The sequence below is a fragment of the Oribacterium sp. NK2B42 genome, assembly GCF_000424445.1.
Taxonomy (GTDB): domain Bacteria; phylum Bacillota; class Clostridia; order Lachnospirales; family Lachnospiraceae; genus Oribacterium.
On sequence record NZ_AUJX01000007.1, the window covers coordinates 14,297 to 26,706 of the forward strand.

12 protein-coding genes are annotated in these 12,410 nt (G+C 44.6%); 11 read left to right on the forward strand and 1 reads right to left on the reverse strand.

Annotated elements, in window-relative coordinates:
* Window positions 1–15: 15 nt before the first annotated feature.
* The 10 genes from G625_RS0103805 to G625_RS20975 all read left to right on the forward strand — a co-directional run bounded on the left by G625_RS0103805 (window position 16) and on the right by G625_RS20975 (window position 9,294).
* A complete protein-coding gene (locus tag G625_RS0103805) occupies window positions 16–1,716 on the forward strand; it encodes an amidohydrolase (protein WP_029200047.1) in 1,701 nt (566 codons plus the stop codon).
* Window positions 1,717–1,832: 116 nt separating this feature from the next.
* A complete protein-coding gene (locus tag G625_RS20970; protein WP_198014851.1) occupies window positions 1,833–2,441 on the forward strand; it encodes a hypothetical protein in 609 nt (202 codons plus the stop codon).
* 238 nt (window positions 2,442–2,679) lie between these two features.
* Window positions 2,680–3,309, forward strand: a complete 630-nt coding sequence (locus tag G625_RS0103815; protein WP_029200048.1) for a GNAT family N-acetyltransferase — start codon at window positions 2,680–2,682, stop codon at window positions 3,307–3,309.
* A 54-nt stretch (window positions 3,310–3,363) separates the two neighbouring features.
* On the forward strand, window positions 3,364–3,771 hold the full coding sequence (locus G625_RS0103820) for a hypothetical protein (RefSeq protein ID WP_330364960.1): 408 nt from the start codon (window positions 3,364–3,366) through the stop codon (window positions 3,769–3,771).
* A gap of 518 nt (window positions 3,772–4,289) precedes the next feature.
* Window positions 4,290–5,060 carry a nuclear transport factor 2 family protein gene (locus tag G625_RS0103830; protein ID WP_029200050.1) on the forward strand — a complete coding sequence of 257 codons (771 nt, stop codon included), beginning with the start codon at window positions 4,290–4,292 and terminating at the stop codon, window positions 5,058–5,060.
* 64 nt (window positions 5,061–5,124) lie between these two features.
* Complete coding sequence (locus G625_RS0103835) at window positions 5,125–5,565, forward strand: Rrf2 family transcriptional regulator (RefSeq protein ID WP_029200051.1); 441 nt, start codon at window positions 5,125–5,127, stop codon at window positions 5,563–5,565.
* A 51-nt stretch (window positions 5,566–5,616) separates the two neighbouring features.
* Entirely contained in the window at window positions 5,617–6,237 is a 621-nt protein-coding gene (locus G625_RS0103840) for a 4Fe-4S binding protein (protein ID WP_029200052.1), read from the forward strand.
* Window positions 6,238–6,242: 5 nt separating this feature from the next.
* Window positions 6,243–7,046 (forward strand): protein-ADP-ribose hydrolase, encoded by an 804-nt coding sequence (locus tag G625_RS0103845; RefSeq protein ID WP_044931494.1) that lies wholly within the window; start codon window positions 6,243–6,245, stop codon window positions 7,044–7,046.
* A complete protein-coding gene (locus tag G625_RS0103850) occupies window positions 6,997–8,025 on the forward strand; it encodes an SIR2 family NAD-dependent protein deacylase (protein ID WP_330364953.1) in 1,029 nt (342 codons plus the stop codon). Before G625_RS0103845 ends, G625_RS0103850 begins: the two co-directional genes overlap by 50 nt.
* A gap of 15 nt (window positions 8,026–8,040) precedes the next feature.
* Window positions 8,041–9,294: an STAS domain-containing protein gene (locus G625_RS20975; RefSeq protein WP_049895677.1), complete on the forward strand. Its 1,254-nt coding sequence runs from the start codon at window positions 8,041–8,043 to the stop codon at window positions 9,292–9,294.
* A 150-nt stretch (window positions 9,295–9,444) separates the two neighbouring features.
* Here the strand turns inward: G625_RS20975 and G625_RS0103860 are convergent, their stop codons facing one another.
* The gene (locus tag G625_RS0103860) at window positions 9,445–10,212 is read right to left on the reverse strand and encodes an SIMPL domain-containing protein (protein WP_029200056.1); all 768 of its coding nucleotides are present in this window, start codon (window positions 10,210–10,212) and stop codon (window positions 9,445–9,447) included.
* A gap of 285 nt (window positions 10,213–10,497) precedes the next feature.
* Between G625_RS0103860 and G625_RS0103865 the strand changes: the two genes are divergently transcribed.
* Window positions 10,498–12,300 carry a hypothetical protein gene (locus G625_RS0103865; RefSeq protein WP_029200057.1) on the forward strand — a complete coding sequence of 601 codons (1,803 nt, stop codon included), beginning with the start codon at window positions 10,498–10,500 and terminating at the stop codon, window positions 12,298–12,300.
* Window positions 12,301–12,410: the final 110 nt, after the last annotated feature.

Sequence of the window (12,410 nt, forward strand, 5' to 3'; positions counted from 1 at the left end):
GAGAGGTAGCAAAAAATGTCTCAGACTGCAGACAGGGTTTACAGAAACGCAAAAGTATATTCCATTGCATTGGATGGAACGGAAACACATGCACAGGCGGTTGCCATCAAGGACGGGAAATTTGTGTATGTTGGTGACGAGGCGGGAGTAAAGGAGTGGATCGGAGAAAGCACTGAAGTTATTGACTGTAACGGAAAGAGCGTCATCCCCGGTCTTGGAGATGCACATATGCATCTTGCTCATGCCGCAAAAAAATTCGCAACATGCAGTTTCAGTTCTATTGTACCGGATCCCAAAAAGGACACTCCCGAGGGTGTGATAAAGAGGCTTCAGGACATATTGAGAGCTTATGTCGAGGAACAAAAGGATGCCAAGGTGATCAGGGGACTTGGATGGGACAGAACATGGTTTTCAGGAGGGCTCCAGGGTATCGTGAGACCGTTCACCAGACATGATATTGACGTGGTCGTACCGGATAAACCGGCTGTTCTGATGTCGTACTGTGGACACAGGGTCCTCTTAAATACAAAGGCACTTGAAGCCGCCGGTGTCAATAAGGATACTGATGATCATAACGGGCTGATCGTAAAGGAAGCAGACGGAAGCCCCAGCGGATATATAAAGGAGCCTGTTACCTTTCTTCCCATAATTGACAGTATTCCAAATTATGATTTTTCACCGGAGGAACACAGGGCTTCTCTGAAGCAGTGCTTTGACATGTTTAACTCAACCGGGTTTACACTGATGTGTGACTGTCAGCAGGGTGCATCTTATCCGGTTCTGACGGAAATGGCAAAAAACGGAGAATTTACCACCAGAGTTTCTGGTGTTCATAATGTCAACGATGCGACAAGGCAGGAAGACATGGAAAGGGCTCTTGCAAACCGCACGAAGTTTGATGTTGGAGACCTGTTTACCGTAAATACGGTAAAATACTTTGTGGATGGTCAGTTTTCAATGATCGAGCTTTATGCGGACACTTCGGTAAACCATAAGCCGGGCACAAGAGAACCGCTTTTATGGGATGAAGAGCATCTGAAGGAGTCCATGGCGTTAGCCAACAAAGAAGGCTTCAACATACATTCTCATGCCATGGGAAGCTATGCTATCCACAAAGTGATCGACTGCTATGAGAACGCGCAGAAGCTGTATCCGGACCCCAATATCAGAAATATAATAGCGCATTGCACGTTTATTGATCCGCCGGACAGGGTTCGTATGGGCAGGAGCCATATCATCGCCAGCAATCAGCCGGCATGGTTCAATGATAATCCTACCGAAGAACCAATCATGGTCGCTGACTGGGGCGAAGATGTCGTCAGAAATACATATCCCAGTAAGTCACTGATCGACAATGGTGTAGTATGTGCTTACGGATCGGATTTCTTTGTCAGTCCCTCCTATGGTATTACGGGTATCCAGGTGGCTATGACGAGAAGACATGTCAGGAGAGATCCGACTTATGAGCTGTTCAAGGATGTTCCGGCTGCCTTGCCGGAGGAATGTGTCAGCCTTAAGGAAGCTCTTCAGGCTCATACGATCAATCCTGCATATCAGGCGCATCTTGAAAATATCACAGGCTCTATCGAGGTTGGAAAATCTGCGGAGCTGGTCGTTTTGGACAGTGACATCGAATCCGTTCCTGTGGAAAATATTCAGGATATCAAGGTGCTTGAAACTGTGTTTATGGGTAAAACGGTATACAAAAAAGACTGAACAAAACATAACGATTGTTGGAGCATGATACCGTTAGCGCCTGTGTTTCAGCCGCTGACGGTATTCCGCAGCCTGCTTATGAGGCTTTTGATAATGTGATAATGATGAGTCCTGGTGTGGAATTTATCGAAAAAAAGGCAGTAATAGTAAATATTATTTTAATTGTGCTTGAGTTTATAGCATTCATCTATGACCTATATAGCTTTAAATTCGGATTATTCAAGTGGTATACAGTGGACAGTAATGTTTTGCAGTTGATCGTATCAGCCCTGGTTGTCATATACTGTTATAATGGCAGGATGATACCTGAGTTAGTTACGATCTTACATTTTGTCTCAGCTGTTGGGCTTACAGTGACTTTTCTTATTGCGGCATTTGTGCTCGCTCCGGAAGGTGGCGTAGACTACTATTTTTTCCAGAATGTGGCACCCATCAATCATCTGATTGCACCGATACTGTCTGTGGTTTCCCTTTTGTTCTTGGAAAAGACAGAGAGGCTCTCGCTAAGGATAATACTGTACCCTGTTTGTGCCACTCTTTTTTATGGTATCGTATGCCTGATGTTAAATGTTTTGAGGATCATTGACGGACCATATTTTTTTCTTAAAGTATATGAGCAGACAGCCGTTACGATAGCATTGTGGTTTTTCATAATAGCTGTTTTATGTCTGGTGTTAGCGTTTATATATTACAGGATAAAATGGAAAAACGGTAAACAGGGATAAAGATGCAAGATAACGCCGTTTTCTTCCACGGATAGGATGGTAAAACATGTGAGGGAACTGACGATATATGTTATGATGTCCTTGCCGCTAAGGCGAAAAAATTATATTAAGGAGAGTGCTGTTTGAAAAAGTACAACACACTGGAGATTGTGGGCTAACCGGGAGGTTTGCTGACAATCGAACAAGCCTCCCGCTGAAAAGCAACTTTTGGTCACAAGTTTTCAGGAGGTAAAAAACATTGAATAAAAATGACTACACAATTCGTTTGGAAGAAAAGAACGATTACAGAGCAGTTGAAAACCTTGTCAGGGAGTCATTCTGGAACGTATACAAGCCGGGATGCAGCGAGCATTATGTGATCCATGTGCTTAGAGATGATCCGGCATTTATTCAGGAACTTGATTTCGTCATGGAGCAGGATGGCAGTCTGATCGGACAGAATATGTTCATGAAGACGATTATCGAGGCCGATGATGGAAGGGTAATAGATGTTCTGACGATGGGACCGATTGGCATTACACCAGAGCTGAAGCGTCAAGGGTATGGAAAGACGTTGTTGGACTATTCCTTGGAAAAAGCCACAGAAATGAGATTTGGTGCGGTTCTGTTTGAAGGAAACATCGGCTTCTATGGCAAAAGCGGTTTTGACTATGCCAGTAAGTTTGGCATTCGGTATCATGATTTGCCAGCGGATGCAGATGCGTCATTCTTTCTCTGTAAGGAACTGATTCCCGGATATCTTGATGGGATTACCGGGGTGTATCAGACTCCGCAGGGATACTATGTGAATGATGAGGACGTGGAAAAGTTCGATAAGGATTTTCCACCTAAGGAAAAACTGAAACTGCCGGGTCAGATCTTCGGATAAACGTGAATGTTCAGGGCGGAGGGAGTTGCCTCCGCTCTGATTATGTTGAAAAGTATGAGACTCCGAGGCAACAGCAAGTTGCTTTTATGTAATGATCGATATAGTGACAGTATTGATCTATGCAAAAAATATGAACTGTTCCCGACACTTGATGATTGGAGAGGAAGGATCCTTCTTTTGGAAAGCAGTGAAGAGAAACCGTCACCTGAAATGTATGAAAAAATGCTTCTTGCTCTGAAGAAATATGGTGTTTTTGATGTTGTATCTGGTGTGCTTGTTGGAAAGCCTATGGATGAAACATACGCAGATGAATACAAGAATCTACTGGTCAAGACAATTGCTTCTCCAGAGTTACCTGTTCTGTTCATTATAAATATTGGACATGCCGCTCCGAGATGTATCATTCCCTTTGGGACATATGCAACAGTGGATGCTGATAAACAGCTTATTATATTCGATTAGGCACATTTCCCGCACCCTGAAATAAAGGAGCTTTTTGAAAATGGAGTTATTTAACGGACGACCGTATAGTGTAGATAGCAGACTGCCGAGAGAGATAAGAACATACGATTTTCTCGACAGTCTTGGATATGTTGAAATATCTGGACATAGAACCAGGTGCTGTTAGTGTTATGGGGCTTATTATCTTTTATATGCAGATAACGAACCATCCGCTGAAGTCTATGGCGCTGCCGCTGACCGGCAGCAGGCCAGCATTGTTTTTGATGTGGCAAAGCAGATGCATCTTCTGACGATCGGAACCATCAATGATATGTACACGGAAATGCAGAGCGATGAGAACCAGGGAGCGTACAGCACCTTGGCATCTCAGGATGATATGGATCGCTTCTGAAAAATTCTGAAAAATAATTTGTTGTAACTATTGACATTACATCAAAAGCGCGTTATATTACCATCATCAGATGAAATCGCAACGGTTACATCAAAACCAAATTAAAGATTTACAGGAGGATCTGATCATGACAAACAAAGAAAAGGCACTGGCACTTATCAATACTTTTACAACCGGAGATACAGAGAAAGCGAAGGAGCTTCTGGCACCCGGTTATATCCAGCATAATCTGGCATTCGGTACAGGCGCTGATGCATTCGTAGCTGCTGTTGCAGGCCTCGCTCAGGCACCGGTAAAAACAACAGTCAATAATATCCGAGCTTTCGAGGACGGAGACAAGGTGTTCCTTCAGACGGTTTACAATTTCGCAGGAGCAGGAGAGCAGGTTGGATTTGATGTGTTCCGCTTCGATACAGATGGCAAGATTGCAGAGCATTGGGACAACCTGGCAGCAAAGGTAGAGCCGAATCCGTCCGGACATACCCAGATCGATGGAACACTAGAAAAGAAAGATGCTGATAAAGAAGAGACTCGTAAGGTAGTTGCAGGATTTGTAGGAGATGTGCTTCGCGGAGAGAATCCTGATAAGCTTACTTCTTACTATGATGGAGATAAGTATATCCAGCACAACACAGCGATAGCAGATGGTCTTTCAGGACTTGGGGCTGCACTTGCCGCTATGGCAGAGCAGGGCATTACAATGGTCTATAATAAGACACATATGGTTCTTGCTGATGGTGATTATGGCCTTGCCTGCAGTGAAGGAACGTTTGGTGGAGTACCGACAACTTACTATGATCTTTTCCGTGTAGAAAACGGTTTTATTGCTGAGCACTGGGATGTTATGGAGACACTTGCGGACAAGGATACCTGGCAGAATCAGAACGGCAAGTTTTAATGTAACTATTGAAATTACAACAAGTTCGCGGTAGAATGATGGCAGGAATATTGGAGGTGGAAGAATGCAGATTTCAAGCAGATTTACAGTAGCATTGCATATTTTCACCTGTGTGGATACATTCAAGGATGATTACAAGGTGACCAGTGACTTTCTGGCATCGAGCATAAATACCAATCCTGTCATCATTCGCAAGATACTCACACAGCTGAAAAGTGCCGGACTGATCAATGTGGCAAGGGGAACCGGCGGAATCGAACTTACAAGAGATTTATCAGAGATTACCTTCTTTGATGTATATGAAGCGATCGAACCTGTGGAAGACGGCGACCTGTTCCGATTTCATGAAGCGCCAAATCCGGACTGTCCGGTTGGAAGGAACATTCATGCGCTTTTGGATGATAAGCTGAAGGCAATCCAGAATGCGATGGAAGCGGAAATGAAGAAGTACACGCTTCTGGATCTACGGACAGGGATGAAGGAACTTCTGGCTAAAGAAGCTTAAGAGAAGGGACTCCGGTAAACAGCCGGGGTCCCTTTTAAGAAGGAGAAGAGGATGGAGACAAAGGACTATCTGAACTATGTTGTTCGTGAAATACACAGGACTATCGTGGCGACAGTAGATGATGAAGGACATCCGGTCACTGCAGCCATCGATATGATGGACTGCGATGATAACAGCCTTTATTTTCTTACTGCGAAGGGAAAAAGTTTTTATGACAGGCTGGTTAAAAGGCGGTTTCTGGCTTTCACGGCGATGAAGGGTGAAGATACGATGTCCACAGTTGCCGTATCCATCAGAGGAAAGGTGCGCGAACTTGGCTATGACAGTATCCCACAGTTGTTTGAGAAGAATCCTTATATGCATCAGATCTATCCGACAGAGGAATCCATGAAGGCGCTCACAGTATTTCAGATCTATGAAGGAAGCGGGGAATGGTTCGATCTTTCCAAGAAACCGATAGAAAGGGCTTCTTTCACATTTGGCGGAGCTGAGAAGAAGACGGAAGGATATTTCATCACGGACAACTGTATCGGATGCGGAAGCTGTGTGGCAGTATGTCCACAGGGCTGCATCAGACAGGACAGTATTTCGTTCCAAATTGAGCAGGAACACTGCCTGCACTGCGGAAATTGCATGACGGCCTGTCCTGTGGGAGCGGTGGTTAGGAGATGATCGACATGAAGCATGTAACGCAGGAAGAACGCCTGGATTATCTGGTTGAAGCATTTAAAGCGGATTCAGGCAAGTATAAGGATATTGAAACACCAAAGGATATAGAAAGTAAACAGAGGATACTCAGATCACTTATGAACATCCGGATGCCGCGAGATATTTCGTCCGATGTGCTTCGGGTTCAGGATGAATATCTGAAAGGACGAAGTGAAGAAAAAGGAATCATTACATTATCAGATATACCGGAAATCAGGAACGGACTTTCCATCTGGCAGGGCGATATCACAAGGCTTGCCGTGGACGCAATCGTAAATGCGGCGAACTCGCAGATGCTTGGATGCTTTGTGCCGTTGCATACCTGTATTGATAATTGCATTCATACCTACGCCGGCGTACAGCTCAGGGCGGAGTGCAACAGGCAGATGAATCAGCTGCAGATCAGATATGGCAGGGACTATGAGCAGCCGACTGCGGTTCCTATGCTGACAGACGGGTACAACCTTCCGGCGAAGAAAGTCGTTCACATCGTCGGTCCGATCGTCCAATATAAACTGACACCGGCGCTTGAAAAGGATCTGGCAGACTGTTATCGAAACACACTGGACATATGCAAAGAGTATGGTCTGAAAAGCGTGGCCTTCTGCTGCATATCCACAGGAGTATTCCACTTCCCCAACAGGAGGGCAGCAGAAATCGCCGTGGAGACGGTGACATCCTGGATGAGTGAACATCCCGGAGAGATGGAAAGGGTGATATTCAATGTTTTTAAAGAAGAAGACAGAGCCATTTATGAAGACCTCTTATCGTGAACAGCCAAACGGCTATCTTGAAACCATACAGAAGGGGATGAGTGAGGTGCGATACTTTAACCGGAAAATGTCATATGGGAAAGGTACACGGGAAGAACAGATCCTCAGGCTTCAAAAGGAGATCAAAGACGCGGATGCTATTGTGATCGGTGCCGGAGCAGGACTTTCCACATCCGCCGGATTTACATACAGCGGAGAGCGTTTCCGGAAATATTTTTTTGATTTTGAAGATAAGTATGGATTTCATGACATGTATTCGGGCGGCTTCTATGTGATGCAGTTAGATCCTGAAACGTCATGGGCGTATTGGGCGAGGAATATTTATATCAACCGCTATATGAAAGCACCGAAGCCGGTGTATGAAATGCTTCTGGAACTTGTCAAAGAAAAAGATTATTTTGTAATCACAACGAATGTCGATCATCAGTTCCAGAAGGCTGGATTTGATAAGAAGAGGCTGTTTTATACACAGGGAGATTACGGCCTGTTCCAAAGCGTCAATCCCGCGATCAGAAAAACCTATGATAATGAAGAGTGGGTTATGAAGGCGATGGAAGCCCAAGGTTTTATTCGGGATGAAGATGGGGTGTTTCAGCTGCCGGAGGATGGAAAGATCAATATGAGGATACCATCTGAAATGGTTCCGAAGTGCCCGGATGATGGCAGTGATGTCGCCATGAATCTGAGGGCGGATGATTCCTTTGTGGAAGATGATGGGTGGCACAGGGCATCAGCGGCATATTCGGATTTTTTGAGAAGGCATGAAGGGCTTCATGTGCTGTATCTGGAACTGGGAGTCGGAGCCAATACTCCGGTTATTATCAAATATCCGTTCTGGCAGATGACTATGGCAAATGATAAGAGTGTTTATGCATGCTTGAACTATGGGGAGGCATTCTACCCAGGAGAAATCGAAGATAGGAGTATCTGCATAGACGGAGATATTGGAACACTGCTGACAGAAATAAACAACAAGTAAATTGAGGGACAAATAATGAGTAAGGACAAGGAATTATTAGAACGCGTTAACCCCGTCTTTAACACAGCGAAGATGACTGTATTTCAGTTTGCAGAAACCGGTGATAAGGATGCGATGGCTATAGCGGAGAGACTGGGACTTACTTCCGAGGAGACACAGAATAGCAATTCTACCCAAATATCGGAAGTGCAGACCATGGTCAGTAATATCATGATGGAAATTCGTTTTCTCACGACAGAAGCAATGGCAATCGAAACCGGATGCCGGACCGTTGTTGACCTTCCCTGCGGTTATATGCCTCGTGCCATCCGCTTTTCGCGCAAAGGCAGACGCTATGTGGGATTGGATCTTCCTGCAACCATCATGGAGATTGAACCGGTGGTTCGCTCTATAATAGATCCGAAACAGGGCGGGAGCATTAGGTATCAGGCCGTTGATGCCACGAATTATGATTCCATGGAAAAGGCTCTTGAGGATACCGATGGAGATATCTGCATTACAACAGAAGGACTGCTTATGTATTTTGGAAACAGTGAGGCCGGTGAATTATGCGACAATATAAGACGGCTCCTTGTAAAACATGGCGGCTGTTGGATCACCGCAGATCCTGAGTCAGGACTGCAGTATGTGATGATCACTAAGGCTATTTACGGGGATCGGCTTTTGCATGATATGATGAATGCCAAAAAAAGAGTCCAGGAAAAGTCGGATGTGAAAATTGCTGCTTCGGATCTTATTGTAAAGGTGCAGGATGGATTTGAAGCAGGCTTAAAAAAAGCTCTGGCGTTTCTTAAAGACCATGGACTCAAAGCGGAGAGAGTACTTGTTGGGGATTACATGCCTGAATTAGCCTGTATTAAAGACAAACCTGAGCTTCAAAGGGCTGTCAGGGAAGCTATGAAACAATGTGCTTATTGGAGAATCACTCCCATCGGTGAGGATGTATCGGTTCCGGAAAAGAAGGCCGGAAAAGAATTCGGAATTAAAGCACAGCGGGATGGAGGGCAGATTTCCATGTGCATTTCAGGGCGAGCAGATACTCTGACGGCTCCGGAGATTCTGTCTTGTTTTGAGGAAATCGAGAAGGAAGGGACTATCGAAGGAGTATCTGTTGACTGCAGGAATCTGGAATACATATCCTCTGCAGGCTTGCGTGTTTTGCTGATCATGCATAAAAAGAGTACAAAAGGTCTTTCATTGACCGGGGTTAACGAAAGCGTTAATGAGATCCTGAAGACTACAGGATTTGGAGATATCTTTGAGATGTAGATAAATGGAAATAGGCAATTTGGAGTTGACAAATGCATCATGTGCGGATCAAATCGTTGATGCATTTGTCAATACCGCCTGCTGTGTCTGTTGGAACTAATTGCCACCGGGGTCAGTCATATAATGTTAAAGGGACTAGATTTCGGATCCTCATCCCATGATATAGGTTACGGTAACATTTGCTTCAATATCCGATTCTCCGGGCATTATGACTGCATCTGCAGCTGCTTCCAGGGAATTCTTCATGATGGACCCGGATCTGTACTGCAGAGAAGTATTCTCATATCCTTCTGCGATATTCTTTATCTCAACGATCTTCTTTCCGGAAGCCTCAGCCAAAGCCTGGGCTTTCACATCAGCACCGGCAACAGCTTCCTTTAATGCTTCATTATAAGCATCATCGTAATCGGAGCAGAAGTAGGAGATGTTATTCATACTGTTAATGCCGGCATCCACGCACCGGGATATGACATTACCCGCATCCGTTATCTTAATATCACTTACGGTCAGAGTGGTATCTACCGTATAGCCTGAAATCCGATTTCCTGCTTCGGCATCATAGTCATACTGAGGGTAGATGTTATAGTTGGAGGTTTTTATACTTTTTTCGTCCACTCCAAGCTCCTTCAGCTTATCTATGACCTTATCGGCATCCTGACTGTTTTTGTTTTGGGCAGATTTTACGTCCTTATCTTCAGTAGTTATGGAAAATGTTATTTCAGCCATATCGGGAACCGCTGTGACTTTGCCGGATGCTGATACTGTTATGGTGTTATCTGCCTGAGCAGAAGAGGATGTCAACTGTGTCTCAATGGGTATCGAGGGGATTTCATTGCCCTGACAGCCAATAAGTAATGCAGATGACATGACAAGTGTTGTAAGTGCTACGCAAAGAGTTTTTGTTCTATAATTCTTCATTGATGTTCTCCTTTTTTTGATTTTTTTACTGTTCTATCCTTATACACAGATTCAATTGTGATCAGGTCACAAATTTTTTAAAACTTATTAAAAATGTGGCAGTCCAGCCGACCTCTTGTGCCCATTGGTGCCTGTCACTGTGAACAGTAAACTAACCGGCAAGAATTCAAATTCTTGCCGGTTCTCTTTTTAACGGGACAAGAATATAGTAAAATTTAGTAATAAATAGAGTACGTTTTGGTGGGCAAAAAAAATTGGAAATAAACTGATGGAGGGAAAAAACATATGCATAATTTTTCAGGTAATCTGGTTAGAACATTGATCCTGACAACTGCGATATCTGCGCTTTCCGGATGTTCGCCTAAGAAGTCAGGGAGTCCTCAGGCTGATTCAGAACCAAAGGCAACAGAGATCAAGCAGACCGAACCAGAAATAACAAAATCGAAGCAGGAGGAAGTGAAAGATAAGGACAGTCAGGAAAAGGAAACGGAAACGGAGAAATCCTCTGATACAGAAGTAAAAAGTGAAGGCGATACTCACAAAGCATTTTTAGACTTCGCAAAAAGTGAACTGGCCCCGGCCCAAAGCCTGACAGGAGAATATACAAGAGAGCCCGGAAAGGAGTGGCGATTTGACAGTAAATATCCTTCGGAGGTGTTCGGAATCTTTGAGTGCAGCATACAGGATTTTGACGGTGATAAAGATGACGAAATGCTTGCAGTCGCACTTGCAGGCGGAGACGGAAATGAGAGCCTGAACCTTTCAATATATGAGGCAGGTAAGGATGTAGCCATGACGGATCTGTTTGTAGGTACGGATGGAATCCTGTCATCTGACATGGGCGATACATATGTATTCACATATGAGAATGAGGGCAAAACCATGATCGGCATGATGACTTATAATGCTGTGTATCCGGGTGCAGACGGAGCATATCTTAGCTTCTATGCTCTTACCTATGATGGCACAGCGTTTGATGTGGTGAATCATGCAGAGTATGCAGGCTCCAGTTTTGAAGACGATGATTTCGCGAAGCAGGTGCGAAAGAGCGGCATTAACGTCGAGTGGGATGACATCCTTTCCGAGCACTCCCAAAAGAGCATCCTCGATGCCTGCCACGGTACGCTCATTGCAGAAGTTATAACATCGTCTGATGATACGGGCTTTGATGAAAACTATGATCCTGCACCGATTAAGGGTGAGATAGAGCTTAAGGCATTTTCAGGAAATGAATTGGTGAAGGATGGAAACACATCCGGTAAGAAGAACAAAGAAAGTGTCACATGCTTTGATATAGAAGAAGGCAGTGTCGCCAAAACGGAGATCGATCTTGATGGTGACGGCACCAAAGAAACCCTCGAGTTCGAGATGGTCGCAAATGAGAGCGAAGGAATCGAAAAGGTTAATGTTACTGCCGGAAAAGACAGCATTACCATAAAGGACGGTCTTGACGGATATGCCGGTGACGGACTTAAGTGCGCATGGTTTTCAGCCGACCGCGGACAGTACCTGTATATGCAGTGGGATCTTGATAACGGCTATTCCGGAACAAGCGTCTACAGCTACAAAGACGGAGATTTTACATTTGTTGATGAGTGCGGATGCATATTCTTTACCATGTCTGATCTTAACTATGCGGGCGGGGAAGATATGGATGTAAAGCCTTCTGATCCCAATGAATTCTTTGTTGGAGGCTATGAGCAGAAGCTCGGCACACAGTGGACAAGTGCGAGATGCCGTATAGGTTCTGACGGAATGCCGGAGCATTTGGACAAATTCAGATACTATAATTACAATCCCAATTCACCGATAAAGGCAAAATATGACATACCGGCTATGGCGGTAAACGATGACGGTGATGAAGTACAGCAGACAGAGATAGAAAAAGGAGACAGGATAATCCTGTTCAGAACCGACAGCGAAAACTTTATAGATGTTTTCGTTGACGGTAAGGAAGATGTAGCCTTCGGCATATTCCGCATCACCATCGGAGAAGATGAGAACGGCAGATACTGTATTCCGGGAAATTACGGTTTTGAGAGCAATCTGCTCGTTGATCTCTTTGACGGTCTCAGCTTTCCGGGTTAACCGGATTGGTTTGACACATTAGTTTGATGGATACTGAGATGAGACGGCATCTGAAGCCGGTCATCATCCCGGACAACCTGATTCCGAATATTGAAAAGGAAACCATTCAT

Excerpts from the sequence above, each read along its gene's own strand:
- G625_RS0103805 (WP_029200047.1), top strand. The coding sequence starts at position 16 with ATGTCTCAGACTGCAGACAGGGTTTACAGAAACGCAAAAGTATATTCC.
- G625_RS0103840 (WP_029200052.1), top strand. The coding sequence starts at position 5,617 with ATGGAGACAAAGGACTATCTGAACTATGTTGTTCGTGAAATACACAGG.
- G625_RS0103820 (WP_330364960.1), top strand. The coding sequence starts at position 3,364 with ATGAGACTCCGAGGCAACAGCAAGTTGCTTTTATGTAATGATCGATAT.
- G625_RS0103850 (WP_330364953.1), top strand. The coding sequence starts at position 6,997 with ATGTTTTTAAAGAAGAAGACAGAGCCATTTATGAAGACCTCTTATCGT.
- G625_RS0103830 (WP_029200050.1), top strand. The coding sequence starts at position 4,290 with ATGACAAACAAAGAAAAGGCACTGGCACTTATCAATACTTTTACAACC.
- G625_RS0103835 (WP_029200051.1), top strand. The coding sequence starts at position 5,125 with ATGCAGATTTCAAGCAGATTTACAGTAGCATTGCATATTTTCACCTGT.
- G625_RS0103845 (WP_044931494.1), top strand. The coding sequence starts at position 6,243 with ATGAAGCATGTAACGCAGGAAGAACGCCTGGATTATCTGGTTGAAGCA.
- G625_RS0103865 (WP_029200057.1), top strand. The coding sequence starts at position 10,498 with ATGCATAATTTTTCAGGTAATCTGGTTAGAACATTGATCCTGACAACT.
- G625_RS0103860 (WP_029200056.1), bottom strand. The coding sequence starts at position 10,212 with ATGAAGAATTATAGAACAAAAACTCTTTGCGTAGCACTTACAACACTT.
- G625_RS20975 (WP_049895677.1), top strand. The coding sequence starts at position 8,041 with ATGAGTAAGGACAAGGAATTATTAGAACGCGTTAACCCCGTCTTTAAC.